This window comes from Mycobacterium sp. NGS64 (assembly GCF_059812245.1).
Genome location: NZ_JCALCI010000011.1, coordinates 56213 through 81784 on the forward strand (window position 1 = coordinate 56213; position 25572 = coordinate 81784).

Annotated in this window: 27 protein-coding genes, 1 tRNA gene and 1 pseudogene; 26 read left to right on the forward strand and 3 right to left on the reverse strand. The window is 68.7% G+C overall.

Features of this window, described 5'->3' with window-relative positions:
• Positions 1–16 precede the first annotated feature (16 nt).
• The 14 genes from tyrS (at position 17) to xerD (ending at position 13461) form a co-directional block, all read left to right on the forward strand.
• Positions 17–1291 (forward strand): tyrosine--tRNA ligase, encoded by a 1275-nt coding sequence (gene tyrS, locus AC5Y4S_RS26585; RefSeq protein ID WP_500035555.1) that lies wholly within the window; start codon positions 17–19, stop codon positions 1289–1291.
• Between the two features lie 43 nt (positions 1292–1334).
• Positions 1335–1694: a DUF732 domain-containing protein gene (locus AC5Y4S_RS26590; RefSeq protein ID WP_500035556.1), complete on the forward strand. Its 360-nt coding sequence runs from the start codon at positions 1335–1337 to the stop codon at positions 1692–1694.
• 115 nt (positions 1695–1809) lie between these two features.
• Positions 1810–2598: a tetratricopeptide repeat protein gene (locus tag AC5Y4S_RS26595; protein WP_500035557.1), complete on the forward strand. Its 789-nt coding sequence runs from the start codon at positions 1810–1812 to the stop codon at positions 2596–2598.
• Between the two features lies 1 nt (position 2599).
• Positions 2600–3598, forward strand: coding sequence for an HAD-IIA family hydrolase (locus tag AC5Y4S_RS26600; RefSeq protein ID WP_500035558.1), 999 nt, complete (start codon positions 2600–2602; stop codon positions 3596–3598).
• A gap of 12 nt (positions 3599–3610) precedes the next feature.
• Positions 3611–3796 carry a hypothetical protein gene (locus tag AC5Y4S_RS26605; RefSeq protein ID WP_068108770.1) on the forward strand — a complete coding sequence of 62 codons (186 nt, stop codon included), beginning with the start codon at positions 3611–3613 and terminating at the stop codon, positions 3794–3796.
• Between the two features lie 8 nt (positions 3797–3804).
• Positions 3805–4614 carry a TlyA family RNA methyltransferase gene (locus AC5Y4S_RS26610; protein WP_500035559.1) on the forward strand — a complete coding sequence of 270 codons (810 nt, stop codon included), beginning with the start codon at positions 3805–3807 and terminating at the stop codon, positions 4612–4614.
• A complete protein-coding gene (locus AC5Y4S_RS26615) occupies positions 4611–5531 on the forward strand; it encodes an NAD kinase (protein WP_500035560.1) in 921 nt (306 codons plus the stop codon). Before AC5Y4S_RS26610 ends, AC5Y4S_RS26615 begins: the two co-directional genes overlap by 4 nt.
• Before the next feature lie 7 nt (positions 5532–5538).
• Positions 5539–7290: a DNA repair protein RecN gene (gene recN, locus AC5Y4S_RS26620; protein WP_500035561.1), complete on the forward strand. Its 1752-nt coding sequence runs from the start codon at positions 5539–5541 to the stop codon at positions 7288–7290.
• A gap of 142 nt (positions 7291–7432) precedes the next feature.
• Positions 7433–7717, forward strand: coding sequence for a hypothetical protein (locus AC5Y4S_RS26625; RefSeq protein WP_500035562.1), 285 nt, complete (start codon positions 7433–7435; stop codon positions 7715–7717).
• Positions 7718–7863: 146 nt separating this feature from the next.
• Positions 7864–9045: a putative cytokinetic ring protein SteA gene (gene steA / locus AC5Y4S_RS26630; RefSeq protein ID WP_500035563.1), complete on the forward strand. Its 1182-nt coding sequence runs from the start codon at positions 7864–7866 to the stop codon at positions 9043–9045.
• Between the two features lie 23 nt (positions 9046–9068).
• Complete coding sequence (locus tag AC5Y4S_RS26635; RefSeq protein WP_500035564.1) at positions 9069–10013, forward strand: copper transporter; 945 nt, start codon at positions 9069–9071, stop codon at positions 10011–10013.
• Between the two features lie 142 nt (positions 10014–10155).
• Positions 10156–11907: a CTP synthase gene (pyrG, locus tag AC5Y4S_RS26640; protein WP_068186181.1), complete on the forward strand. Its 1752-nt coding sequence runs from the start codon at positions 10156–10158 to the stop codon at positions 11905–11907.
• Positions 11900–12523, forward strand: coding sequence for an NUDIX domain-containing protein (locus AC5Y4S_RS26645; RefSeq protein ID WP_500035565.1), 624 nt, complete (start codon positions 11900–11902; stop codon positions 12521–12523). The genes pyrG and AC5Y4S_RS26645 overlap by 8 nt, the downstream gene beginning before the upstream one ends.
• Positions 12520–13461, forward strand: coding sequence for a site-specific tyrosine recombinase XerD (gene xerD / locus AC5Y4S_RS26650; protein WP_068108751.1), 942 nt, complete (start codon positions 12520–12522; stop codon positions 13459–13461). Before AC5Y4S_RS26645 ends, xerD begins: the two co-directional genes overlap by 4 nt.
• Before the next feature lie 12 nt (positions 13462–13473).
• Here the strand turns inward: xerD and AC5Y4S_RS26655 are convergent, their stop codons facing one another.
• Positions 13474–14226 (reverse strand): O-methyltransferase, encoded by a 753-nt coding sequence (locus AC5Y4S_RS26655; protein ID WP_500035566.1) that lies wholly within the window; start codon positions 14224–14226, stop codon positions 13474–13476.
• A 187-nt stretch (positions 14227–14413) separates the two neighbouring features.
• Between AC5Y4S_RS26655 and AC5Y4S_RS26660 the strand changes: the two genes are divergently transcribed.
• The 11 genes from AC5Y4S_RS26660 (at position 14414) to AC5Y4S_RS26710 (ending at position 23712) form a co-directional block, all read left to right on the forward strand.
• The gene (locus AC5Y4S_RS26660; protein ID WP_068108747.1) at positions 14414–15277 is read left to right on the forward strand and encodes a ParA family protein; all 864 of its coding nucleotides are present in this window, start codon (positions 14414–14416) and stop codon (positions 15275–15277) included.
• Entirely contained in the window at positions 15274–16089 is an 816-nt protein-coding gene (locus tag AC5Y4S_RS26665; protein ID WP_500035567.1) for a segregation/condensation protein A, read from the forward strand. The genes AC5Y4S_RS26660 and AC5Y4S_RS26665 overlap by 4 nt, the downstream gene beginning before the upstream one ends.
• Complete coding sequence (gene scpB / locus AC5Y4S_RS26670; protein WP_500035568.1) at positions 16086–16781, forward strand: SMC-Scp complex subunit ScpB; 696 nt, start codon at positions 16086–16088, stop codon at positions 16779–16781. Before AC5Y4S_RS26665 ends, scpB begins: the two co-directional genes overlap by 4 nt.
• A complete protein-coding gene (locus tag AC5Y4S_RS26675) occupies positions 16781–17524 on the forward strand; it encodes a pseudouridine synthase (RefSeq protein ID WP_500035569.1) in 744 nt (247 codons plus the stop codon). The genes scpB and AC5Y4S_RS26675 overlap by 1 nt, the downstream gene beginning before the upstream one ends.
• Positions 17521–18195 carry a (d)CMP kinase gene (gene cmk, locus AC5Y4S_RS26680; protein ID WP_500035570.1) on the forward strand — a complete coding sequence of 225 codons (675 nt, stop codon included), beginning with the start codon at positions 17521–17523 and terminating at the stop codon, positions 18193–18195. Before AC5Y4S_RS26675 ends, cmk begins: the two co-directional genes overlap by 4 nt.
• The gene (der, locus tag AC5Y4S_RS26685; RefSeq protein ID WP_500035571.1) at positions 18192–19592 is read left to right on the forward strand and encodes a ribosome biogenesis GTPase Der; all 1401 of its coding nucleotides are present in this window, start codon (positions 18192–18194) and stop codon (positions 19590–19592) included. The genes cmk and der overlap by 4 nt, the downstream gene beginning before the upstream one ends.
• Positions 19593–19936: 344 nt before the next feature.
• Positions 19937–20980 (forward strand): IS110 family RNA-guided transposase, encoded by a 1044-nt coding sequence (locus AC5Y4S_RS26690; protein WP_500035572.1) that lies wholly within the window; start codon positions 19937–19939, stop codon positions 20978–20980.
• 232 nt (positions 20981–21212) lie between these two features.
• Positions 21213–21995: an SDR family NAD(P)-dependent oxidoreductase gene (locus AC5Y4S_RS26695; RefSeq protein ID WP_500035588.1), complete on the forward strand. Its 783-nt coding sequence runs from the start codon at positions 21213–21215 to the stop codon at positions 21993–21995.
• 13 nt (positions 21996–22008) lie between these two features.
• Positions 22009–22839, forward strand: a complete 831-nt coding sequence (locus AC5Y4S_RS26700) for a cyclase family protein (RefSeq protein ID WP_500035573.1) — start codon at positions 22009–22011, stop codon at positions 22837–22839.
• Complete coding sequence (locus AC5Y4S_RS26705; RefSeq protein WP_500035574.1) at positions 22836–23579, forward strand: IclR family transcriptional regulator; 744 nt, start codon at positions 22836–22838, stop codon at positions 23577–23579. Before AC5Y4S_RS26700 ends, AC5Y4S_RS26705 begins: the two co-directional genes overlap by 4 nt.
• A gap of 59 nt (positions 23580–23638) precedes the next feature.
• Positions 23639–23712 (forward strand) — tRNA-Pro (locus AC5Y4S_RS26710).
• Positions 23713–23803: 91 nt separating this feature from the next.
• On the opposite strand, the gene AC5Y4S_RS26715 is transcribed toward AC5Y4S_RS26710, so the two are convergent.
• Both AC5Y4S_RS26715 and AC5Y4S_RS26720 read right to left on the reverse strand, forming a co-directional pair.
• Positions 23804–24340, reverse strand: coding sequence for a protein NO VEIN domain-containing protein (locus tag AC5Y4S_RS26715; RefSeq protein ID WP_500035589.1), 537 nt, complete (start codon positions 24338–24340; stop codon positions 23804–23806).
• 36 nt (positions 24341–24376) lie between these two features.
• Positions 24377–24715 (reverse strand): annotated as a pseudogene (locus AC5Y4S_RS26720) (HU family DNA-binding protein); the annotation flags it as partial.
• 339 nt (positions 24716–25054) lie between these two features.
• Between AC5Y4S_RS26720 and AC5Y4S_RS26725 the strand changes: the two are divergent.
• The gene (locus AC5Y4S_RS26725; protein ID WP_500035575.1) at positions 25055–25489 is read left to right on the forward strand and encodes a hypothetical protein; all 435 of its coding nucleotides are present in this window, start codon (positions 25055–25057) and stop codon (positions 25487–25489) included.
• Positions 25490–25572: the final 83 nt, after the last annotated feature.

The following is a 25572-nucleotide window of genomic DNA, read 5'->3' on the forward strand; positions in this document are numbered from 1 at the left end:
ACTAAAGTCGTGCGCGATGTCTTCCGGGATCCTTGACGAGCTGGGGTGGCGCGGGCTGATCGCGCAGTCCACCGATCTCGATGCGCTCGCGGCCGAAACGCAGCGCGGGCCGATGACGGTGTACGCCGGCTTCGACCCGACGGCGCCGAGCCTGCACGCCGGGCACCTGGTGCCGCTGCTGGCGCTGCGCCGGTTCCAGCGCGCCGGGCACCGGCCGATCGTGCTGGCCGGCGGTGCCACCGGCATGATCGGCGACCCCCGCGACGTCGGCGAGCGCACCCTCAACGAGGCGGACACCGTCGCCGCGTGGACCGAGCGCATCCGCGGGCAGCTGGAGCGCTTCGTCGACTTCGACGAATCGCCGACCGGCGCCGTCGTCGTCAACAACCTGGACTGGACGCAAGGCCTGTCGGCCATCGAGTTCCTGCGCGACGTCGGCAAGCACTTCTCGGTCAACGTGATGCTGGACCGCGACACCATCCGACGGCGCCTCGACGGGGAAGGCATCTCCTACACGGAGTTCAGCTACATGCTGTTGCAGGCCAACGACTACGTCGAGCTGCACCGGCGCCACGGCTGCACGCTGCAGATCGGCGGCTCGGACCAGTGGGGCAACATCATCGCCGGCGTGCGCCTGGTCCGCCAGAAGCTCGGCGCGACGGTCCACGCGCTGACGGTCCCGCTGGTGACGGCAGCCGACGGCACCAAGTTCGGCAAGTCCACCGGCGGCGGCAGCCTGTGGCTGGACCCCGAGATGACCAGCCCGTACGCCTGGTACCAGTACTTCATCAACACCGCCGACGCCGACGTGATCCGCTACCTGCGCTGGTTCACCTTCCTGTCCGCCGACGAGCTGGCCGAGCTGGAGGCGGCGACGGCCGAGCGGCCGCAGCAGCGCGCCGCCCAGCGCCGGCTGGCCCGCGAGCTGACCGTCCTGGTGCACGGCGAAGCGGCCACCGAGGCCGTCGAGCACGCCAGCCGGGCGCTGTTCGGGCAGGGCGAACTCGACCGGTTGGACGAGGCGACGCTCGCCGCGGCGCTGCGCGAGACGTCGGTCGCCGAGCTCAAGCCCGGCAGTCCCAACGGGATCGTCGACCTGCTGGTGGCCGCCGGCCTGTCGGCCAGCAAGGGGGCCGCACGCCGCACGATCGGCGAGGGCGGGGTGTCGGTGAACAACGTGCGCGTCGACAGCGAGGAATGGGCGCCCCAGCCGTCGGACTTCCTGCACGGCCGGTGGCTGGTGCTGCGCCGCGGCAAGCGCAACGTCGCCGGCATCGAACGCGTCGCCTAGTCGTTACCGTGTCGTATCGCCGACGTGACCTGGGCTGACCAGGGTGGTCACGGTGACTAGCGCGACTCGGATGCTGCGGGTGATGGTGCTGAGCGCGGGCCTGGCCGGCCTGACGGCCGTACTGGCCGCACCCGTGCACGCCGACTGGATGGGCAACGCGTTCCTGCGGGCCCTCACGAACGCCGGCGTCGCGGTGTCGCAACCGGACAGCGCGACGGCGCTGGGGAGGTCGGTGTGCCCGATGCTCGTGGAACCCGGCGGGTCGTTCGACTCGGTGATCAGCACGGTCGCCGACGGCCACGGAATGTCGCACGACGCGGCGGGCGTGTTCACCATCGTCGCGATCGCGACCTACTGCCCGGCGGTGCTGGCGCCGCTGCTGACCGACCGCCCGCCGGCGTAGTCGGTCTCGGTCCCGCCGTGTGCACTGACGGCTTTCGGTGTGTGCACCGTCACAATCAAAGCCGTCGCCGCACACTCATCAAAGGCCCCGCCGCCGCGCCCGTATCCTTTGCAGAGTGGTCGACGACAGGCAGGGGCACGGCGGTAGGCGGGGACCGCGCAAGGCATCCGGCTCCTGGTCCGGTCCCGGCCGCGCCCGGCCGGCGCAGCCGCGCACCGGCGACAAGGACCATCGCGCGCCGAACGACGGGCCCCCGATACCGCCCGGCGTGGAAGCCAAACAACTGGCGCCTGAAATCCGCCGCGAGCTGAGCACGCTGGACCGTGCCACGGCCGACGCGGTGGCGCGCCACCTGGTCGCCGCCGGCGAGCTGATCGACGAGGATCCCGAGGCCGCGCTCAAACACGCCCGGGCGGCGCGGGCCCGGTCCAGCCGGATCGCCGCGGTCCGAGAGGCCGTCGGAATTGCCGCCTACCACTGCGGCGACTGGGCCCAGGCGCTTGCCGAACTGCGCGCCGCCCGCAGGATGGGCAGCAAGTCGGCGCTGCTCGCGCTGATCGCCGATTGCGAACGCGGCCTTGGCCGTCCGGAGCGGGCGATCGAATTGGCGCGCGGCGAGGAGGCGGCCCAGCTGTCCGGCGACGACGCCGACGAGTTGCGCATCGTCGCCGCCGGCGCTCGCGCGGATCTCGGGCAGCTCGAGCAGGCGCTGACCGTCCTGTCCACCCCGCAGCTGGACACGAGCCGCAGTGGCTCGACGGCGGCCCGGCTGTTCTACGCCTACGCCGACACGCTGCTGGCGCTCGGCCGCAATGACGAGGCGCTGGAATGGTTCCTGCGCTCGGCGGCCGCCGATATCGACGGCGTCACCGACGCCGAAGAGCGCGTCGGCGAGCTCGCCTGAGATGAAAACCATTGCGCAGCAATACGATTGCCTGCTGGTCGACCTGGACGGCACCGTCTTCCGCGGCGCCCAGCCCACCGAGGGCGCCGTGCGGTCGCTCGACGAGGTCGAAAGCCGCAAGCTCTTTGTGACCAACAACGCCTCCCGCAGCGCCGACGAGGTGGCGCTGCACCTGCGCGAGCTCGGCTTCACCGCGACCGCGACCGACGTCGTCACCAGCGCCCAGAGTGCGGCCCGGCTGCTGGCCGACGAGCTACCGTCCGACTCTCGCGTGTTGATCGTCGGCACCGACGCGCTGGCCAACGAGATCGCCGCCGTAGGGCTGCGCCCGGTGCGCCGCTACGACGACGACCCCGTCGCCGTCGTGCAGGGCCTGTCCACCACCATCGGCTGGCCCGACCTCGCCGAGGCTGCGCTGGCCATCCGGGCGGGCGCGCTGTGGGTGGCCGCCAACGTCGACCCGACCCTGCCGACCGAGCGCGGCCTGCTGCCCGGAAACGGATCGTTCGTGGCCGCGCTGCGCGCCGCCACCGGCGCCGAACCGCGGGTCGCGGGCAAGCCGGCGCCGCGGCTGCTGCAGGACGCGGTGGCCCGTGGGGACTTCCGAGCGCCCCTGGTCGTCGGCGATCGGCTGGACACCGACATCGAGGGCGCCATTGCCGCCGACCTGCCCAGCCTGATGGTGCTCACAGGGGTCAGCACCGCCCGCGACGCGGTGTTCGCCGACCCCGCCCGCCGGCCCACCTACATCGCCCACGACCTGCGCTCGCTGCACTCCGACGGCGAGCGGCTCGCGGTGAAGCCGCAGCCCGGCTGGCACGTCGACGTCGGGGATCAGGCGGTGACGGTCAGCGCCGACGGCGCCGACGAGGGCGACGGGCTCTCGGTCGTCCGGGCCGTCGCGCACGCGGTGTGGGGCGCCGGGCCCGGCGGGTCCGTGCGCATCGAGGGGGCCGACGCGCGCGCCCGGGACGCGCTGCAGCGCTGGTCTCTGGACTAGCGTAGGGACGCGATGAATATCGATCCCGATCAGCTTCGCGCTGAAATTGATGCCCTGGTCGCCCAGCTGTCGGATATCGGGGATCCGGAAAACCCTGAACACGAGCCGTCCCTCGCCGAGCTCGAAGAGATAGCGCGCCGCCTCTCCGAGGCGCACGACGTGTTGCTGGCCGCGCTGGAGTCGGCGGAGAAGGGCTGAGTACCGCCGTGGCACGACGTGCCCGCGTCGACGCCGAGCTCGTCCGCCGCGGGCTCGCCCGATCCCGCCAGCAGGCCGCGGAGTTGATCGGCGCCGGCAAGGTGAGCATCGACGGCATGCCGGCGCGCAAGCCCGGCACCGCGGTCGACGTCACCGCCGCCCTGACCGTCACCGACGAGGACGAGCGCGGCTGGGTGTCGCGCGGGGCGCACAAGCTCATCGGCGCGCTGGACGCCTTCGGCGTTGCGGTCGCGGGCCGCCGCTGCCTGGACGCGGGCGCGTCGACGGGCGGGTTCACCGAGGTGCTACTGGATCGCGGGGCGACCGAGGTGGTCGCCGCCGACGTCGGCTACGGCCAGCTGGCCTGGTCACTGCGGTCCGATCCCCGGGTGGTCGTGGTCGAGCGCACCAACGCCCGCGCACTGACGCCGGAGGCCATCGGCGGCCCGGTCGACCTGGTGGTGGCCGACCTGTCATTCATCTCGCTGGCTACCGTGTTGCCCGCGCTGATTGGATGCGCTTGGCCCAGCGCGGATATCGTTCCCATGGTGAAGCCGCAGTTTGAGGTGGGCAAGGGCCAGGTCGGCGCCGGCGGGGTCGTCCAGGATCCCGGCCTGCGCGCCGACGCGGTACTGCGGGTCGCGCGGCGCGCGGGGGAGCTGGGCTGGCAGGCCGTCGACGTCACCGCGAGCCCGCTGCCGGGCCCGTCGGGCAATGTCGAATACTTCTTGTGGCTGCGCGCCGAGACCGATCGGGGGCTATCTGCTGATGGGCTGGTGGACGCGGTGCGGCGCGCGGTGGAAGAGGGCCCGCAATGACTTTTGAGCGCACCGTGCTTCTGGTGGTGCACACCGGCCGCGAGGAGGCGACCGAGACCGCGCGCCGGGTTCAGAAAGTGTTGGGCGACAATGGGATTGGGCTGCGCGTGCTGTCCGCCGAGGCGGTCGACCGCGGACCTTTGAACCTGGCCCCCGACGACATGCGGGCCATGGGCGTCGAAATCGAGGTGGTCGACGCCGAGCCGTCGGCGGCCGAGGGCTGCGAACTGGTGCTGGTGCTGGGCGGCGACGGCACCTTCCTGCGCGCGGCCGAATTGGCCCGCAACGCCGGAATTCCGGTGCTCGGCGTCAACCTAGGCCGGATCGGCTTCCTCGCCGAGGCCGAAGCCGAGGCGATCGACCGGGTGCTCGATCACGTGGTGGCCCGCGACTACCGGGTGGAAAACCGCCTGACGCTGGACGTGGCGGTCCTGCACAAGGGCCAGGTCGAACACGGCTGGGCGCTCAACGAGGTCAGCCTGGAAAAGGGCCCCCGCCTGGGCGTGCTCGGCGTGGTGGTCGAGGTCGACGGCCGCCCGGTGTCCGCGTTCGGCTGCGACGGGGTGCTGGTGTCGACACCGACCGGCTCCACCGCCTATGCGTTCTCGGCCGGCGGCCCGGTGCTGTGGCCCGACCTGGAGGCAATCCTGGTGGTGCCCAACAACGCTCACGCGCTGTTCGGCAGGCCCATGGTCACCAGCCCCGAGGCCACCATCGCGATCGAGACCGAGGCGGACGGGCACGACGCGCTGGTGTTCTGCGACGGCCGCCGCGAAATGAGGATCCCGGCCGGCAGCCGGATCGAGGTGACCCGCTGCGACACCCCGGTCAAGTGGGCGCGGCTGGACAGCGCGCCGTTCACCGACCGCTTGGTGCGCAAGTTCCGGTTGCCGGTGACCGGTTGGCGCGGAAAGTAATGACCGGGTGCTTACCGAGATACGCATCGAGTCGCTGGGTGCCATCAGCGCCGCGGTCGGGGAGTTCGGCCGCGGCCTGACGGTGCTGACCGGAGAGACCGGCACCGGCAAGACGATGGTGGTGACCGGGCTGCACCTGCTCGGCGGGGGCCGCGCCGACCCGAACCGGATCCGCTCGGGAGCCGACCGCGCCGTCGTCGAAGGCCGTTTCACCACAACCGATCTCGACGACGAGACGGCGGCGCAGCTGGACGCGATCCTGGAAGACCTCGGTGCCGAGCGCGACGAGGACGGCAGCGTGATCGCGCTGCGCTCGGTCAGCCGCGACGGGCCGTCGCGCGCCTCCCTCGGCGGGCGCAGCGTGCCCGCGAAGTCGCTGGGCGACTTCACCACCGAACTGCTCACCCTGCACGGGCAGAACGACCAGCTGCGCCTGATGCGGCCCGAGGAGCAACGCGGCGCGCTGGACCGCTTCGCCGAGGCCGGTCCGGCCCTGGAGCGCTACCGCAAGCTGCGTGAGGCCTGGCTGACGGCGCGGCGCGACCTGATTGACCGCCGCGAGCGGGCCCGCGAGCTCGCGCAGGAGGCCGACCGGTTGCAGTTCGCGTTGAACGAGATCGACACGGTCGACCCGCAACCCGGCGAAGACGACGCGCTCGTCGCCGACATCCTGCGCCTGTCCGAACTGGACACGCTGCGGGAGGCCGCCGCCACCGCGCGGGCCGCGTTGTCGGCCGACGACGGTGACGGCCTTGGCCACGGTGCCATCGACAGCCTCGGAAAGGCAAGGGCGGCACTGGAATCGACCGACGACGGGACGCTTCGGGCGTTGGCCGGCCAGATCGCCGAGGCGCTGACGGTGGTCGACGACGTGGCCCATGAACTCGGCGGCTTCCTCGATGAGCTCCCCGTCGATGCCAGCGCCCTGGAATCCAAGCTGGCCCGCCAGGCCCAGCTGCGCACGCTGACCCGCAAGTACGCCGCCGACATCGACGGGGTGCTGCGGTGGGCGGCCGCATCGCGCGAGCGGCTGGCGCAGCTCGACGTGTCCGAAGAGGCGATCACCGCGCTGGAACGCCGCGTCGATGAGCTGGCGCGCGAATTGGGCGACGCCGCAGTCGATCTCGGCAAAGTTCGGCGCAAGGCCGCCAAGCGGCTGGCCAAGGCGGTGACCGCGGAGCTGTCCGGGCTGGCGATGGCCGACGCCGAGTTCACCATCGACGTGGCCACCGATCTGGCGACCGACCCGGACGATCCGGCCACCCTGACGCTGCCCTCGGGCGAGACGGTTCGCGCCGGCGGCGATGGCATCGACCAGGTCGAGTTCGGCTTCGCGGCGCATCGCGGCATGACCGTGCTGCCGCTGGCCAAGAGCGCCTCCGGCGGCGAGCTGTCCCGGGTGATGCTGGCCCTCGAGGTCGTCTTGGCCGCCTCCGCGGCCGGCACCACGATGGTGTTCGACGAGGTGGACGCCGGCGTCGGTGGGCGCGCCGCGGTGCAGATCGGGCGGCGGCTGGCGCGGCTGGCCCGCACGCATCAGGTCATCGTGGTCACGCACCTGCCGCAGGTCGCCGCGTATGCCGACGTGCACCTGGTGGTGCACAGCGCCGGACCCAAGGGCACCAGCGTGGTGCGCCGGGCGAGCGGCGACGACCGGGTCGCCGAGCTGGCGCGGATGCTCGCGGGCCTCGGCGACTCCGACAGCGCCCGCGCGCACGCCCGCGAACTGCTCGAAACCGCCCAGGCCGAGCAGAACTAGTCCCCCTTCGGGCGTAGTCCCGCGTCCAGCGAGCGCGCGTGTCTGTACGCCGACACGCCGCAAACCCCGTACATCTGCGGACCCTCGCCGCCAGAATCAGAAGTTGTGGCCCTTCGTGATCGGCTTGGTCTAGGGTGCGGCGATGCAGCGAATTGACGTGGCACTGAGCACAGCCACGTCCGGGCCTTGGGCCGGATATGCGGGGATCGCAGTCGCAGTGGTGCTACTAATCGGTTTGCCATTCGGTGCGGTGATTTATGGCCTGGTGACCGCCCGCGGCCGGCAGCGCAAAAGGCTCGTCGTCCTCGTGTTGACCACATTCCTCGTTTACGTCGGCGTCTTGCTTGCTCTGAACCTTTGGAACCACGCGCACAAGCATCACAAACCCAGCCATCCCACCGGCGTGCCCGCCAGCCACTCTTCGTGACTGTCGACGTGCGGCGATTACCTCGCACCCTTGCCGCGACCGAACCGGGATCAGCCTGTTACTAATGTGACTCTAGATAACTTATGAGGCAGATGTTACGGCGCGCCTACTCGCCTCGCCCTGGCTTCGCGGACAGAATCGCCCCCATGAAGATGTCAGGTCTGCTTTCGCGTAACACGTCCCGGCCGGGCCTCACCGGCACCGCTCGGGTCGACCGGAACATCGATCGCCTGCTGCGCAGGGTGTGCCCCGGAGACATCGTGGTACTCGACATCCTCGATCTGGACCGCATCACCGCGGACGCGTTGGTGGAGGCCGACATCGCCGCCGTCGTCAACGCGTCGCCGTCGGTGTCGGGGCGCTACCCGAACCTCGGGCCCGAGGTTCTGGTCAACAACGGGGTGACCCTCATCGACGAGACCGGGCCTGAGGTCTTCAAGAAGGTCAAGGACGGCGCCAAGATCCGCCTCTACGAGGGCGGCGTGTATTCCGGCGACCGACGGCTGGTCCGCGGCACCGAGCGCACCGACCACGACATCGCCGACCTGATGCGGGAGGCCAAGAGCGGCCTGGCCGCCCACCTGGAGGCGTTCGCCGGCAACACGATCGAGTTCATCAAGAGCGAGAGCCCGCTGTTGATCGACGGCATCGGCATCCCCGACATCGACGTCGACCTGCGCCGCCGGCACGTGGTGATCGTGGCCGACGAGCCCAGCGCCGAGGACGAGCTGCGCTCCCTCAAACCGTTCATCAAGGAGTACCAACCGGTGCTCATCGGTGTCGGCACCGGTGCGGATGTGTTGCGCAAGAACGGCTATCGCCCGCAGATCATCGTCGGCGACCCCGACCAGATCAGCACCGACACCCTCAAGTGCGGCGCCCAGGTCGTGCTGCCCGCCGACGCCGACGGCCACGCGCCCGGCCTGGAGCGGATCCAGGACCTCGGCGTCGGGGCGATGACCTTCCCGGCCGCCGGTTCCGCGGTCGACCTGGCCTTGCTGCTGGCCGATCACCACGGCGCCGCATTGCTGGTGACGGCCGGCCACACCGCCAACATCGAGACGTTCTTCGACCGCAACCGCACCCAGAGCAACCCCTCGACGTTCTTGACGCGGCTGCGGGTGGGGGAGAAGGTGGTCGACGCCAAGGCCGTTGCAACCTTGTACCGCAACCACATTTCGGCGGGCGCCATCGCGCTGCTGGCGCTGACGATGCTGATCGCCGTCATCGTCGCGCTGTGGGTCTCGCGCACGGACGGCGTGGTGATGCACTGGGTCACCCACTACTGGAACCACTTCACCCTGTGGATACAGCACTTGCTCACATAGCTTTTCGACGAACGGTTCGTTAAATGATCTCGTTACGCCAACACGCCCTATCCCTGGCCGCGGTCTTCCTGGCGCTGGCCGTCGGCGTCGTGCTGGGGTCCGGATTCCTCTCGGACACCCTGCTGTCCAGCCTGCGTGACGAGAAGCGCGACCTGTACACCCAGATCAGCGGCCTGAACGACCAGAAGAACGCGATGAACGAAAAGCTAGCCGCCGCAAACAATTTCGACAACCAGCTGGCCGGCCGGATGGTGCACGACGCGCTGGGCGGGAAGTCGGTGGTGATGTTCCGCACCCCGGACGCCCGGGACGACGACGTCGCCGCGATCGCGAAATTCATCGGCCAGGCCGGCGGAACCGTCGCCGGAACGGTCTCGCTCACCCAGGAGTTCGTCGACGCCAACTCCGCGGAGAAGCTGCGGACGGTGGTGAACTCGTCGATCCTGCCCGCCGGTCAGCAGTTGAGCACCAAGCTCATCGACCAGGGCTCGCAGGCCGGCGACCTGCTCGGCATCGCCATGCTGATCAACGCCAACCCGGCCACCCCGCCGATTGACGACGCGCAGCGCGACACGGTGCTGGCGTCGCTCCGCGACACCGGCTTCATCACTTATCAGCCCGCCGACCACCTCGGGGCGGCCAATGCCGCGCTGGTCGTCACCGGCGGCGCGTTGCCGCAGGACGCCGGCAATCAGGGCGTGAGCGTGGCCCGGTTCTCCGCCGCGCTGGCGCCGCACGGCTCGGGCACGCTGCTGGCGGGCCGGGACGGTTCGGCGACGGGGGGCTCAGCGGTTGCCGTCGCCCGCGCCGATGCGGGCATGAACTCTGCGATCAGCACCGTCGACGACATCGAGGCCGCGCCGGGACGGATCACGACGGTCCTGGGCCTGCACGATCTGATCAACGGCGGCCACATCGGGCAGTACGGCACCGGGCACGGCGCCACCTCGATCACCGTGCCCCAGTAAATCGTCGATGGGCCCTCGCGCTAGGGCGTGTTCGCGGCGCGTCGGCGTGCCGGATGTTAGGGTGGATTTCCGTGGGTCGGCAGGCCCAGCTAGTTAAATGCTAGACAAATCCAAGCCCTGCCCGTCTTCACGGAGGTCGCCAGTGCGTAAGCACCCGCAAACCGCCACCAAGCACCTCTTCGTCAGCGGTGGGGTTGCTTCCTCGCTCGGCAAGGGGCTCACCGCCAGCAGCCTGGGGCAGCTACTGACGGCCCGCGGGTTGCACGTCACGATGCAAAAGCTCGACCCCTACCTCAACGTGGACCCGGGCACCATGAACCCGTTCCAGCACGGCGAGGTGTTCGTCACCGAGGACGGCGCCGAGACCGATCTCGACGTCGGCCACTACGAGCGATTCCTGGACCGCGACCTGTCCGGCTCGGCGAATGTGACGACCGGGCAAGTGTATTCGACCGTCATCGCCAAAGAACGGCGCGGCGAGTACCTCGGCGACACCGTCCAGGTCATCCCGCACATCACCGACGAGATCAAGCGGCGCATCCTGGCCATGGCCCAGCCGGACGCCGACGGGAACCGCCCGGACGTCGTCATCACCGAAATCGGCGGCACCGTAGGCGATATCGAGTCGCAGCCCTTCCTGGAGGCGGCGCGACAGGTGCGCCACGACCTCGGCCGGGAAAACGTGTTCTTCCTGCACGTGTCGCTGGTGCCGTACCTGGCGCCCTCGGGTGAGCTCAAGACCAAGCCCACCCAGCACTCGGTGGCCGCGCTGCGCAGCATCGGTATCACCCCGGACGCGCTGATCCTGCGTTGCGATCGCGACGTTCCCGAGCCGCTGAAGAACAAGATCGCCCTGATGTGTGACGTCGACATCGACGGCGTCATCTCCACCCCGGATGCGAAGTCGATCTACGACATCCCGAAGGTGTTGCACCGCGAGGAGCTCGACGCGTTCGTGGTGCGCCGGCTCAACCTGCCGTTCCGCGACGTCGACTGGACCGAATGGGACGACCTGCTGCGCCGGGTGCACGAGCCGCACGAGACCGTGCGAATCGCGTTGGTGGGCAAGTACGTCGAGCTGTCCGATGCCTACCTGTCGGTCACCGAGGCGCTGCGCGCCGGCGGGTTCAAGCACCAGGCCAAGGTCGAGATGGTGTGGATCCCGTCCGACGACTGCGCGAACCCCCATGACGCCGCCGCCGCGCTGAGCGACGTGCACGGCGTGCTGGTCCCCGGCGGTTTCGGCATCCGCGGCATCGAGGGCAAGATCGGCGCCATCCGGCACGCCCGGGGACGGGGGCTGCCGGTGCTTGGGCTGTGCCTCGGGCTGCAGTGCATCGTGATCGAGGCCGCCCGCTCGGCCGGCCTCACGGAGGCCAACTCGGCCGAATTCGAGCCGGGCACACCGGATCCCGTCATCTCCACGATGGCCGACCAGGAGCACATCGTCGCCGGCAACGCCGACCTCGGCGGCACCATGCGGCTCGGGGCCTACCCCGCGGTGCTGGAGCCGGATTCGATTGTGGCCCAGGCGTACGGCGCCACGGAGGTGTCCGAGCGGCACCGGCACCGCTACGAGGTCAACAACGCCTACCGCGACAAGATCGCCGAGAGCGGGCTGCGCTTCTCGGGCACCTCGCCCGACGGCCACCTCGTCGAGTTCGTCGAGTACCCGCCCGAGGTGCACCCGTTCATCGTCGGCACCCAGGCCCACCCGGAGCTCAAGAGCCGGCCCACCCGGCCGCACCCGCTGTTCGTCGCGTTCGTCAAGGCCTCCCTCGACTACAAGGCGGGCGAGCAGCTTCCGGTGGAGATCCCGGAGCAGTCGTCCAACGGCAACCAGCATCGTGACAGCGTTCAGCGGCCGCTACCCGAGCCCGCGACCCGTGGCTGAGCACGTCTTCGAGACGGCGTCATCCGAAACGCTGCACACCGGAAAGATTTTCGCGCTGCGCCGCGATCAGGTCCGGATGCCCGGCGGCAAGCTCGTCACCCGTGAAGTCGTCGAGCACTTCGGCGCGGTGGCCGTGGTGGCGATGGACGACGACGGCAACATCCCGTTGGTCTATCAGTACCGGCACGCGTTCGGGCGGCGGCTGTGGGAGCTGCCCGCCGGGCTGCTCGACATCGGCGGCGAGCCCGCGGAGCTGACCGCCGCCCGGGAACTGCACGAGGAGGCCGGCCTGAAAGCCGACACCTGGCGGGTGCTCGTCGACCTCGACTCCACGCCCGGCTTCAGCGACGAATCGGTGCGTGTCTACCTGGCCACCGACCTCACCCAGGTGGACCGGCCCGAGGCGCACGACGAAGAGGCCGACATGACGCTGCAGTGGTATCCGCTCGAAGATGCCGTCGACAAGGTGTTCAGGGGTGAGATCGTGAATGCCATTGCGGTGGCGGGGATTTTGGCCGCGCACGTCGCCACCACCGAGTTCATGATGACGCGCCCGCCCGGCAGCCCGTGGACCGACAAGCCTACTGCGTTCGCCGCGCGAAAGGCCGCGCAATGACGGCGGCGGTTCTGGACACCCAGCTGCAGGGCTACCTCGACCACCTGACCATCGAGCGGGGCGTTGCGAAGAACACGCTGACCTCCTATCGCCGAGACCTGCGCCGCTATTCGAAGCACCTGTCGGACCGCGGAATTCACGACCTGGCCAAGGTCGGCGAGGACGACGTCAGCGAGTTCCTCGTCTCGCTGCGCCGCGGCGATCCCGAGGCCGGGACGGCGGCGCTGTCGGCGGTGTCGGCGGCGCGGGCGCTGATCGCGGTGCGCGGCCTGCACCGGTTCGCCGCCGCCGAAGGTCTCGCCGAGCTGGACGTGGCTCGGGCTGTGCGTCCGCCGACGCCCGGCCGTCGCCTCCCCAAGAGCCTGACGATCGACCAGGTGCTGGCGCTACTCGAAGGCGCCGGCGGGGACGGCCCGAGCGACGGCCCGCTGACGCTGCGCAACCGCGCGCTGCTGGAGTTGTTGTACTCCACCGGGTCTCGGATCTCCGAGGCCGTCGGCCTCGACGTCGACGACATCGACACCGAGGCACGGTCGGTGCTGCTGCGCGGCAAGGGCGGCAAGCAGCGGCTGGTGCCCATCGGGCGCCCCGCCGTGCAGGCGCTGGACGCCTACCTGGTGCGCGGCCGCCCCGACCTGGCGCGCCGCGGCCGCGGGACGCCCGCCATCTTCCTCAACGCCCGCGGGGGCCGGCTGTCGCGGCAGAGCGCGTGGCAGGTGCTGCAGGACGCCGCCGAGCGTGCCGGGATCACCTCGGGGGTGTCGCCCCACATGCTGCGGCATTCTTTCGCCACCCACCTGCTGGAGGGCGGCGCGGACGTCCGCGTCGTGCAGGAGCTATTGGGGCACGCCTCGGTGACGACAACGCAGATCTACACGCTGGTCACCGTGCACGCGCTGCGCGAGGTGTGGGCCGGGGCGCATCCCCGCGCGCAATAGCTCGCGGGACACCTAGCCCAGGTATTCCGACTCGAGCACCAGGTCGGACACCATCGACTGGTACTCGACGTGCGTCTTGTGCTCGACCGTATTCCACCCCTTGCCCTGCTGCTGGCGCATGTATTCGCGGTACTTCGGCGCACCGGGAATCCGCACGTTGTCGGCGACCACGATCGCGCCCGGATGCAGCCAGCCCCGATCGACGATGCTCATCAAATCGCCCAAGTAGGCATTCTTGTCGTGATCCAGAAACACGAAATCCAGTGCACCCGAAGCGAATCCGTGCTTGTCGGCCAGCGCGTCCAGGGTGCGCCCACCGTCGCCGATGGTGCCAACAACGCAGGTGACCCGGTCGGCCACGCCGGCGTGCTCCCAGATCCGGCGGGCGTTGGCGGCGTTGGCCTCGGCGAGCTCCACGGAATACACCTTGGCCCTCGGGGCGGCGCGGGCGATGCGCAGCGCGCCGTAGCCGCAGTAGGTGCCCAGCTCGAGGGCCAGCGCAGGATCGGCGCGGCGCACGGCCGCGTCGAGCAGGAGGCCCTTCTCGTCGCCGATGCTCATCAGCATCGACTTCTCGTAGGCGAACGTGTCCAGGGCGGCCAGCGCGCCGTCGACGTCGCCGGCGCGGGCGTTCCGCAGCACGTATTCGGCGGCGGCCGCCTCCCGGCCGTCACCGATCTGGCCCGTCGTGGTGATGTTGCGCACGCCGGTGGCCATCCGCCACACCGACCAGCGCAGGATGGGCAGCCGTCGCTTGAGGTCCATAGGTATCCACGATAGTGACCTCCCGAATGTTGCTCGTGTGACTGAAGTTAACTCCCCTTACGGGTGAGCGCTCGACCAGCGATTTTCGCCCATATTGGCTGGTGACTCGCCAGCGCGGCGCCCGGGTTAAATGCGCGAAGCCGTTAGACTTTCGAGCGATGTTCACCTCCCGAACACGCCGGGCGTGATGACCGAGCACCCGGAGAACGGCGTCGAGATCGGCTTGACGGGACGCCCGCCAAGGGCGATCCCCGAGCCCGCGCCGCGCACCTCGCACGGCCCCGCCAAGGTCGTCGCGATGTGCAACCAGAAGGGCGGCGTCGGGAAGACCACGTCGACCATCAACCTGGGTGCCGCGCTCGCCGAGTACGGCCGCCGGGTGCTGCTGGTGGACATGGACCCGCAGGGCGCGCTGTCGGCGGGCCTGGGCGTCCCGCACTACGAGCTGGACAAGACCATCCACAACGTGCTCGTGGAACCGCGGGTGTCGATCGACGACGTGCTGCTCAAGACCCGGGTCAACCACATGGACCTGGTGCCCAGCAACATCGACCTGTCGGCCGCCGAGATCCAACTGGTCAACGAGGTGGGCCGCGAGCAGACCCTGGGCCGCGCGCTGTACCCGGTGCTCGACCGCTACGACTATGTGCTGATCGACTGCCAGCCGTCCCTGGGCCTGCTGACCGTCAACGGCCTCGCCTGCGCCGACGGCGTGGTGATCCCGACCGAGTGCGAGTACTTCTCGCTGCGCGGCCTGGCGCTGCTCACCGATACCGTCGACAAGGTGCGCGACCGGCTCAACCCGAAGCTGGAGATCAGCGGCATCCTGCTCACCCGCTACGACCCGCGCACGGTCAACGCGCGCGAGGTGATGGCCCGCGTCGTGGAGCGGTTCGGGGACCTGGTGTTCGACACCGTGATCACCCGCACCGTCCGGTTCCCGGAGACCAGCGTGGCGGGCGAACCGATCACCACCTGGGCGCCCCGATCGACCGGCGCCATCGCCTATCGCGCGTTGGCCCGCGAATTCATCCACCGATTCGGCGCGTGAACTCAACCGCCAACGGTGAGGCGCCACCCCAGACCGGCTTCCAGGTCCGCCTCACGAACTTCGAGGGGCCGTTCGACCTGCTGCTGCAGCTGATCTTCGCCCATCGCCTCGACGTCACCGAGGTCGCGCTGCATCAGGTCACCGACGACTTCATCGCCTACACCAAAGAGATCGGCTCCCAGCTGGGGCTGGAGGAGACCACCGCGTTCCTGGTGATCGCGGCGACGCTGCTCGACCTCAAGGCCGCGCGCCTGTTGCCGGCCGGGCAGATCGACGACGAAGAGGACCTGGCGCTGCTGGAGGTGCGCGACCTGCTGTTCGCCCGGCTGCTGCAGTACCGGGCGTTCAAACACGTCGCGGAGATGTTCGCCGAGCTGGAGGCCGCCGCCCTGCGCAGCTATCCGCGCGCGGTGTCGCTGGAGGACCGGTTCACCGAGCTGCTGCCGGAGGTGATGCTCGGCGTCGACGCCGAACGGTTCGCCCAGGTCGCCGCCGTCGCCTTCACCCCGCGGCCCGTGCCGACGGTGTCCCTCGGACACCTGCACGAGGTGGCGGTCTCGGTTCCCGAGCAGGCCAAGAGGTTGCTGGAAATCCTCGAAGCGCGGGGCAGCGGACACTGGGCGACGTTTTCCGAGCTGGTCGCCGACTGCGAGGCGCCGATCGAGGTGGTCGGGCGCTTCCTCGCGCTGCTCGAGCTGTATCGGAGCCGGACGGTAGCATTCGACCAGTCAGAGCCGCTTGGCGTGCTCCAAATTTCGTGGACCGGGGAACGGCCGGCCACCGAGGCCCTGTTAGAAGTGCGGGACGAATGACCGACCTACCCGAAGAGCTGCCCGAAATCGATCTGGGGATCGAGATCGCCGAGGCGGCGCCGATGGACGCCGACGAACTCGGCTCGGTGCTGGAGGCGCTGTTGCTGGTGGTGGACACCCCGGTCACCGTCGAGGCGCTGGGCGCGGCCACCGGGCAACCCGTCTACCGGATCGCGGCCAAGCTGCGGCAGATGTCCGAGGAGCTCACCCAGCGCGACAGCGGGATCGATCTGCGGCAGAACAGCGAGGGCTGGCGGATGTACACCCGCGCCCGCTTCGCCCCGTATGTCGAGAAGCTGCTCTTGGACGGCGCGCGGTCCAAGCTCACCCGGGCCGCGCTGGAGACGCTGGCCGTGGTCGCCTACCGCCAACCCGTGACCCGCGCGCGGGTCAGTGCGGTGCGCGGGGTCAACGTCGACGCCGTCATGCGCACCCTGCTGGCCCGCGGCCTGATCACCGAGGCCGGCGTCGACGACGACACCGGCGCGACCACGTTCGCCACCACCGAGCTGTTCCTGGAACGCCTGGGGTTGGAGTCGCTGGGCGACCTTCCCGACATCGCGCCGCTGCTTCCCGACGTCGACACGATCGAGGACCTCAGCGAATCCCTGGACAGCGAGCCACGTTTCATCAAACTCGCAGGCGGTTCGGCGTCCGAGCAGTCGCTGTCCTTCGATGTGGACAAGGATTGATGGCCGAATCTGAAGGGGTCCGGCTGCAAAAAGTCTTGTCCCAGGCCGGAATTGCCTCGCGGCGGGCGGCCGAGAAGCTGATCATCGACGGCCGCGTCGAGGTGGACGGGCAGGTGGTGACCGAGCTCGGGACGCGGGTCGACCCGGACGCCTCGGTGATCCGCGTGGACGGCGCCCGGGTGGTCGTCGACGACTCGATGGTGTACCTGGCGCTGAACAAGCCGCGCGGCATGCACTCGACCATGTCGGACGAACGCGGCCGGCCGTGCATCGGTGACCTGATCGAGCGCCGGGTCCGCGGGAACAAGAACCTCTTTCACGTCGGCCGGTTGGATGCCGACACCGAGGGCCTGATCCTGCTGACCAACGACGGCGAGCTGGCGCACCGGCTGATGCATCCCTCCCACGAGGTGCCCAAGACCTACCTGGCGACGGTTGCGGGGACCGTGCCGCGCGGGCTGGGCAAGAAACTGCGCGCCGGAATTGAATTGGACGACGGGGTAGCGCGCGTCGACGACTTCGCCGTGGTGGACGCCATCCCCGGGAAGACGTTGGTGCGCTTGACATTGCACGAAGGACGCAACCGGATCGTGCGGCGGCTGCTGGGCGCTGCCGGCTTCCCGGTGGAGGCGCTGGTGCGCACCGACATCGGCGCGGTCTCGCTGGGCGAGCAGCGCCCGGGCAGCATCCGGGCGTTACGGCGCGACGAGGTCGGCGCGCTGTACAAGGCGGTCGGGCTGTGAACTCCGACATTGTTGTCGCCATCGACGGTCCGGCCGGAACCGGAAAGTCCTCGGTCTCAAAGGGTTTGGCGCGATCGTTGGGCGCCCGCTACCTAGACACCGGGGCGATGTACCGGATTGTGACGCTGGCGGTGCTGCGCGCCGGGGTCGACCCGGCCGATGCCGAGGCGGTCGAGGCGGTCGCGTCGGGTGTGCCGTTGTCGGTGGACGATGAGCACTACTTCCTCGCCGGAGAGGATGTCTCGGTCGAGATCCGCGGCGACGAGGTGACCCGGGCAGTCTCGGCGGTGTCGGCGGTGCCGGCCGTTCGCGCCCGGCTGGTGGGGTTGCAGCGGGCCTTGGCGGAGGGGACCGGCAGCGTCGTCGTCGAGGGCCGCGACATCGGCACCGTGGTGCTGCCCGACGCGCCGGTGAAGATCTTTTTGACCGCATCGGCAGAGACTCGTGCGCGACGCCGCAACGACCAGAACGTGTCGTCGGGGCTTCCCGACGACTACGAGGGCGTGCTGGCCGACGTGCGCCGCCGCGACGATCTGGACTCGACGCGGGCGGTTTCGCCGCTGCGCGCGGCCGACGACGCGGTGGTCGTCGACACCAGCGACATGAGCGAGGCGCAGGTGATCGACCACCTGCTCGAGCTGGTGCGGCAGAAGAGCGGGGCGGTGCGATGACGTCCGACGGCACCTGGTCCGACGAAAGCGATTGGGAACTCAGCGATTCCGATCTCTCGGACGTCGACGAGCCCGGCCCCGCTCCCGTCGTCGCGGTGGTGGGCCGGCCCAACGTCGGCAAGTCGACCCTGGTCAACCGGATCCTCGGGCGGCGCGAGGCGGTGGTGCAGGACGTCCCCGGCGTGACCCGCGACCGCGTATCCTACGACGCGCTGTGGACCGGGCGCCGGTTCGTCGTGCAGGACACCGGGGGATGGGAGCCCGACGCCAAGGGCCTGCAGCAGCTGGTGGCTGAGCAGGCGTCGGTCGCCATGCGCACCGCCGACGCGGTGATCCTGGTGGTCGATTCCACCGTCGGCGCCACCGCGGCCGACGAGGACGCGGCGCGCATCCTGCTGCGTTCGGGCAAGCCGGTCTTCTTGGCCGCCAACAAGGTTGACAGCGAGAAGGGCGAGGCCGACGCCGCCGCGTTGTGGTCGCTGGGGCTCGGGGAGCCGCACGCGATCAGCGCGATGCACGGCCGCGGCGTCGCCGATCTGCTCGACGAGGTGCTGTCCGCGCTGCCCGAGGTGTCCGAGGCCGCGCCCAAGGCGGGTGGCCCGCGTCGGGTGGCGCTGGTCGGCAAGCCCAACGTGGGCAAGAGCTCGCTGCTGAATAAGCTTGCGGGAGACCAGCGTTCGGTGGTGCACGACGTCGCCGGCACGACGGTGGACCCGGTCGACTCGCTCATCGAATTGGGTGGCAAGGTGTGGCGATTCGTCGACACCGCCGGCCTGCGGCGCAAGGTCGGCCAGGCCAGCGGCCACGAGTTCTACGCGTCGGTGCGTACCCACTCGGCCATCGACGCCGCCGAGGTGGTGGTCGTGCTGATCGACGCGTCCGAAACGCTGACCGAACAGGATCAGCGGGTCCTGTCGATGGTGATCGAGGCCGGCCGCGCGTTGGTGTTGGCGTTCAACAAGTGGGATCTGGTCGACGAGGACCGCCGCGACATGTTGGAGCGTGAGATAGACCGGGAACTGGCGCAGCTGCGCTGGGCGCAGCGGGTCAACATCTCCGCCAAGACAGGTCGCGCGGTGCAGAAGCTGGTGCCGGCCATGGAGACCGCGCTGGAATCCTGGGACAAGCGGATCTCCACCGGCCAGCTGAACACCTGGCTGAAGGAAGTCGTCGCGGCCACGCCGCCGCCGGTGCGCGGCGGCAAGCAGCCGCGCATCCTGTTCGCCACCCAGGCCACCGCCCGCCCGCCGACGTTCGTGTTGTTCACCACCGGCTTCCTCGAGGCCGGTTACCGGCGCTTCCTGGAGCGGCGGCTGCGGGAGACGTTCGGCTTCGAGGGCAGTCCCATTCGGATCAATGTCCGGGTGCGCGAGAAGCGGGGACCCAAGCGGCGCTGAGCGTCGTCCCGGCCGGATGGTGCGGGTCACAGCTGTCACATGCGCCCCGGCGCGGAGGGCAATAGGCGATGTGCCCGCCTCGCAGCGACTGTGAAGATGGTTTTGGCTGTCTGATGGGCTGACCCGCGCTAGCGACTGACCCCTCGTTGGGTGTCCTGAAGTTGATCTGTCGTCTGTCAGGCAGCCACGCCCTTTGGTGCTGGCCGGGCGGGCAGTGACCTCATAGGAGCCTGACCTGAACTCAGGTCCCATCACAGTCTTGTCCGGCCCGACCGGCCAGCGTCACAACCCCTTGCTGAAAGGTCGCAATGACAAGCATGCCAACGGTGTCACCATCGCGTCGAGTGGTCATCGGTGTCGACACCCACAAACAGTTCCATGCCGCGGCTGTCCTTGATGAATGCGGCGTCCTGCTGGCAACCGCCAGCTTTGATGCCGATCGTGCGGGATACCGAGCCTTGATTGACTGGGCAGCGGGGTTCGGCACCCCGCTGCGCTTCGGGATCGAGGGCACCGGGTCCTATGGCCGCGGTCTGGCCGCGGGGGTGCGCCGTGACGGCCACGATGTGGTGGAAGTGGCCCGGCCCAATCGCCAAGACCGCCACCGCCGTGGCAAGTCTGATTTGCTCGATGCCGAAAACGCCGCCCGCGCGGTACTGGCCGGCACCGCCGAGGCAACCCCGAAAGCCGACGACGGCATCGTGGAAATGATCCGGCACCTTAAAGTCGCCAAAGACGCTGCAGTCAAAGCCCGTAGCGCGGCCATGCAGTCGCTCAAGGCGATTCTGATCACGGCACCCGCCGAGCTACGCCAAGCCCTCGAGCCGCTGCCCAACATGGCTTTATTGCGCCGCTGCGCCGGACTGCGCCCCGGGGAACTAACGTCGGTCAGCGCCGCAGTCAAACACAGCCTGCGGGCCATCGCTCAACGCTGGATGATTCTCAACGAGGAAATCACCGGACACGAAAACCTCTTGAGCACCCTGGTCGATCAGCTCGCCCCCCAGTTGACCGCCGCCGTGGGCATCGGCCCGGACAACGCCTCTCAACTGCTACTGGCCCTCGGCGACAACGCCGGCCGGCTGCACAGCGAGGCCGCTTTCGCCAAACTCTGCGGCGCCTGCCCCATCCCGGCCTCCAGCGGCAAAACCCGACGTCATCGCCTCAACCGAGGCGGACACCGCCCAGCCAACGCCGCACTGCACCGCATCGTCATCGTCCGGATGAAATACCACCAACCCACCCGCGACTACGTCGCCCGACGCATCAGCGAAGGCAAAACCAAACCCGAAATCATGCGCTGCCTCAAACGCCACATCACCCGCGAAATCTGGACCCGCACCAAACACCTACGCCAACAACCCAACACCGGCCAAACGACAACTTGACGTCTATAGGAGCATCAACTCGGTTGCCCTTCTCCGGGTCGTCACTAGGTACTTGTCGCTGCGAGGCGGGCAAGAAGCGTGCCACCGCCCGGTGAGAGGGCTATGCGGATATCCCGTCTGCCGATAGAAATCCTGCAATACGGATAATGACGCCTACATCACAGGAGTAAGTGATTGATTTCCAGCGACCAGACGCACTAGCCTCTCTCGTATATCGGGTTGAAATACCCGTATCGTAGGAATTACGGAGATAGCGTTGAAGCTGTTCAGCGTTGAAGAGAAGTCGATCCTGATCACCGGCGCGACCGGCGCCCTCGGCAGCGTCGCCGCGCGCGCATTGTCCAAGGCAGGCGCGCGGCTGACACTGGCCGGCGGCAACGCCGCGGGACTGGACGAACTAGGCATCGACAATGCCGCAGTAGTTGCCCGACGCCCCGAGACTCCTGCCGACGCCCAAGAGATGGTGGAAGCGGCCGTCGCCCGGCACGGCCGTCTCGACGGTGTCCTGGTGGCCTCGGGTATGAACCACGTCGCGCCCATCACCGAGATGGCGGTCGAGGACTACGACAGGGTGATGGCCGCCAACGCGCGCGGCGCCTGGCTGGTGTGCCAGGCGGCCGGCCGCGTCCTGCTGGAGCAGGGCACCGGCGGCAGCGTCGTTCTGGTCTCTTCGGTGCGTGGCTCCCTCGGCCACCCCGCCGGGTATAGCGCCTACTGCCCGTCCAAGGGCGCAACCGACCTGCTGGCCAAGAGCCTTGCCGCCGAATGGGGCCTGAGCGGCATCCGCGTGAACGCGCTTGCCCCAACGGTTTTCCGCTCCGAGATGACCGAGTGGATGTTCGCCGACGACGAGAAGGGGCGACAGACTCGCGAGGCGATGTTCGCCCGAATCCCGTTGCGCCGCTTCGCCGAACCGGACGACTTTGTCGGCGCCCTGATCTATCTGCTCAGCGACGCCTCGAGCTTCTTCACCGGCCAGGTGATGTTTCTCGACGGCGGCTACACCGCGTGTTGATTGAAAGGAAACCATGAGTATCAGTTGGCCCCTCGGTGACGCCGAGTCGAAGTTGGAGTTCTACGACCTGTCCCACCCGTGGGGCAATGGTGTGCCGGCGTGGCCTTACTTCGAGGACGTGAGGATCGAGCGCCTGCACAACATGGCGAAAAGCCGGGTGCTGACCCAGAAGATCACCACCGTAATGCATTCCGGCACCCACATCGACGCGCCCGCGCACGTCATCGAGGGCACGCCGTTCCTGGACGAGATCCCGCTGAGCGCATTCTTCGGCACCGGCGTCGTCGTGTCGATCCCGAAGAAGAAGTGGGAGGTCGTCACCGCCGAGGACCTGGAGAAGGCCACGCCGCAGATCCGGCCCGGCGACATCGTCATCGTCAACACCGGCTGGCACCACGCCTACACCGACAGCGCCGAGTACTACGCCTACTCGCCGGGCTTCTACAAGGAGGCGGGGGAGTGGTTCGCGGCCAAGGGCGTCAAGGCCGTCGGCACCGACACCCAGGCGCTGGATCACCCGATGGCCACCGCGATCGCCCCGCACGGCCCGGCCGAACACACCGGCGGCCTGTTGCCCTGGGCGGTAAGGGAATACGAACAGGAGACCGGCCGCAAGGTGCTCGACGACTTCCCGGAGTGGGAGCCGTGCCACCGCGCGATCCTGTCCAAGGGCATCTACGGCTTCGAGAACGTCGGGGGAGACCTGGACAAGGTCACCGGCAAGCGGGTCACCTTCGCGGCGTTCCCGTGGCGCTGGGTAGGCGGCGACGGCTGCATCGTGCGGCTGGTCGCGATCGTCGATCCCACCGGGACCTATCGCCTCGAGACCGGACGGGCGGCATGACGTCCGACGGCGGCATCCAGGTCATCTCCCGCGCAGGTGAAATCCTGCGGCTGCTGCAAGCGCATCCCGGTGGGCTCAGCCAGGCCGAGATCGGCGAACGGCTGGGTATGGCCCGCTCCACTGTCAGCCGGATCCTCGGCGCGCTGGACGACCAGGGCCTCGTGGCCTCGCGGGGGGCCCGCGGCCCGTATCGGCTCGGGCCCGAGATCGCGCGCATGGCCGGCACCGTGCGGCTCGGCGTGGTGATGGACGTGCACCCGTTCATGGAGGAGCTATCCCGCGAGCTGGAGGAGACCGTGGACCTGTCGATCCTCGATGGGGATCGCGCGACGTTCGTCGACCAGGTCGTCTCGCCGCACCGGTTGCGGGCGATCAGCGCGGTGGGGGAGTCGTTTCCGCTGCACTGCTGCGCGAATGGCAAGGCGCTGCTGGCCAGTCTGGCGCCCGAGCAGCAGGCGCAGGTCCTGCCCAGCCGGCTGGCCCGGCTGACCGATACCACGATCACGACCCCGGCGGCGCTGCGCAAGGAACTTGAACGCGTCCGCGCCGACGGCGTCGCATACGACCGTGAGGAGCAGACCGAAGGCGTCTGCGCTGTCGGCGCGGTGCTGCCCGTGGGCGAGGGGGTGGTGGCGGTCAGCGTGCCCGTGCCGGCACAGCGGTTCTATCGCCGCGAGTCCGAGCTTGCCCAGGCGCTGCTGGCCTGGGTGGAGAAGACGCGCAGGTCGCTCGGGCATTAGCAGGGCGGCGGCTCGGCTGCGGTAGGCTGTCGACCTGCTGCCGGTGATTCGGCGGCATCCGGGCTGTGGCGCAGTTTGGTAGCGCACTTGACTGGGGGTCAAGTGGTCGCAGGTTCAAATCCTGTCAGCCCGACGCAGGTCAAAGGCTCTTTTGGTGGGTCAGGACTACGCGGACACCGAGGGTTGCCCAGTTAGTACCCCAACCAGGGATATCCTCGCAGCACTCAAAACCGCGCCTGCACATCTAGGTGAGGAGCGACTCCGCCACGACTGACGGGGCGACCAGGCGCAGGAGCAGTTTGAACCCCGAGCTGGTATCGGTACGCTATCGGCCGCAGGCGTTCCTGCTCCAGGTTCCAAGGCATCAAGAGCTGCAGTTCACCGCCCGAGGCGGTGGGACCCGTCTGATCAAGAATGATGTGATTGACTACTGCGAGCGCATTCTTCGGGTATTCCGCTTTGTGAAGCTCCACTTCGTTGTAGGTCAAGACGATCTCGGAGCCGTCGGATGTGGTTCCCTTTACCTCGACCTTGACCACTTGCCCGGCTTTCACAGCGCGGATGTCGTAGGACTCAGTAGCCCCGACATCGGTGGTCGTGTAGTGCAGCTGCTCCTCAAAGTACGTGCGCGCCAAGCTCACAGCTTGCTGTTCGATGGCTCTGTTCTCGGCGGCAGTCAGGCTTTGTTGCGGATGCCTCTTCCGTGGCCGGCTAATCTCATCGATCGCAGCGAGCGCATCCTGCACCTCAGCGCTGGCCATCGAGCGGGGCACGTCAGTCGTAACGGTCGGCGTGGTCACCTTTCCGGCATGGCCGCCGCCCACGCCGCGTCTTGCTGGCTCTTCCGTTGGGGGGCGCTGCGCCCCCGAAACCACGGCTTTGAACTGTGCGCCCGGCCGGAAGGCGGGGACTGAGGTGGGCCTCAGCTTGACGATCTCGCCGGTGCGCGGGTTCCGCGTGGTGCGTGCTGGCTTACGACGCCGTTCAAACACGCCGAAGCCGGTGATGGTGACGTTGTCGCCCTCATGCACCGCGCGAACGATTGCGTCGGTGAAAGCGTCCAACGCGGCCGTTGCGTGGTGACGATCCGTGCCTAGCTTCTCCGCGAGTACGTCGATGAGCTGTGCCTTATTCATGGTCTTGTTGGATACCACGAAGTGGGGGCATCCTCACCCGCAGGTAAGCACTTGGAGGGCGGTTTGGTCACTTCGCGGTGTGCCAGCATTGCCAGCATGGTGCAGCGTGATCTTCCCGGCCTTACACCATCAAGGGCGTTGGCCTTGGCCCAAGCATGGACGGACGGGGGACTTTGGGACGACGTGCTCTGGCTTGCGCGGCGATGCTGGCAAATGGATGGACCTACGCCGCTTGCGTTGCGGTGGCATCACCTCGTTCTTGCCGTTGGCAACTTCAAGCGAGAACGTGGACGTAGGTTGCACCCATCTCGAATCGGTGAGATTGAGCAACCTGTTCCCGTGTTCGGTGAGCGGTTCATGTTGCCTTCGGGACTGGTTGTAGAGCGGGAGAACCAAAGCTCGTGGGAAGAGCTCAAATCCGCTCTTCGAGGCGCGGGACTTGCCACCACGACGACGCTGCTTGCCGCGCTGTGGCCTGAACACCACTTCGTGTTCGACTGGCGGGTGCATAGCGCCGCCGACGCGTTACGGATACATGCCCACTTGGCTCCCTCGCGGAGTACCGCTCTAAAGATTGAAGGCCGCAGGCGGGTGCGCGAAGACCTCACCGACTACGCGACAGTGCGCGGTTGGCTAGGAAGCATCGCATGCCCGCTGGTGGTTTCCGAGCGTGCGCTTTACCTCCTCTCGCAGGAGGTTCCTAGTGTCGAAGGTCGCGACTGGGCGAGCTATGCCAGGGAGGTTGCGTCAAAGCTCGAAAGCATTGACCTTTAGCTCGAGATCAATCCTTCGATGCGCCTTGGGGTACAGATACTTTTGGCTTAGCTGCCGGGTATTCGCCAGATTGATCTAGATGG

Bases quoted from the DNA above. Each gene is read 5' to 3' on its own strand.
- tyrS (WP_500035555.1), top strand. From the start codon at position 17: ATGTCTTCCGGGATCCTTGACGAGCTGGGGTGGCGCGGGCTGATCGCG.
- AC5Y4S_RS26600 (WP_500035558.1), top strand. From the start codon at position 2,600: ATGAAAACCATTGCGCAGCAATACGATTGCCTGCTGGTCGACCTGGAC.
- AC5Y4S_RS26605 (WP_068108770.1), top strand. From the start codon at position 3,611: ATGAATATCGATCCCGATCAGCTTCGCGCTGAAATTGATGCCCTGGTC.
- AC5Y4S_RS26615 (WP_500035560.1), top strand. From the start codon at position 4,611: ATGACTTTTGAGCGCACCGTGCTTCTGGTGGTGCACACCGGCCGCGAG.
- AC5Y4S_RS26625 (WP_500035562.1), top strand. From the start codon at position 7,433: ATGCAGCGAATTGACGTGGCACTGAGCACAGCCACGTCCGGGCCTTGG.
- steA (WP_500035563.1), top strand. From the start codon at position 7,864: ATGAAGATGTCAGGTCTGCTTTCGCGTAACACGTCCCGGCCGGGCCTC.
- AC5Y4S_RS26635 (WP_500035564.1), top strand. From the start codon at position 9,069: ATGATCTCGTTACGCCAACACGCCCTATCCCTGGCCGCGGTCTTCCTG.
- xerD (WP_068108751.1), top strand. From the start codon at position 12,520: ATGACGGCGGCGGTTCTGGACACCCAGCTGCAGGGCTACCTCGACCAC.
- AC5Y4S_RS26655 (WP_500035566.1), bottom strand. From the start codon at position 14,226: ATGGACCTCAAGCGACGGCTGCCCATCCTGCGCTGGTCGGTGTGGCGG.
- AC5Y4S_RS26660 (WP_068108747.1), top strand. From the start codon at position 14,414: ATGACCGAGCACCCGGAGAACGGCGTCGAGATCGGCTTGACGGGACGC.
- scpB (WP_500035568.1), top strand. From the start codon at position 16,086: ATGACCGACCTACCCGAAGAGCTGCCCGAAATCGATCTGGGGATCGAG.
- AC5Y4S_RS26675 (WP_500035569.1), top strand. From the start codon at position 16,781: ATGGCCGAATCTGAAGGGGTCCGGCTGCAAAAAGTCTTGTCCCAGGCC.
- der (WP_500035571.1), top strand. From the start codon at position 18,192: ATGACGTCCGACGGCACCTGGTCCGACGAAAGCGATTGGGAACTCAGC.
- AC5Y4S_RS26700 (WP_500035573.1), top strand. From the start codon at position 22,009: ATGAGTATCAGTTGGCCCCTCGGTGACGCCGAGTCGAAGTTGGAGTTC.
- AC5Y4S_RS26705 (WP_500035574.1), top strand. From the start codon at position 22,836: ATGACGTCCGACGGCGGCATCCAGGTCATCTCCCGCGCAGGTGAAATC.
- AC5Y4S_RS26715 (WP_500035589.1), bottom strand. From the start codon at position 24,340: ATGGCCAGCGCTGAGGTGCAGGATGCGCTCGCTGCGATCGATGAGATT.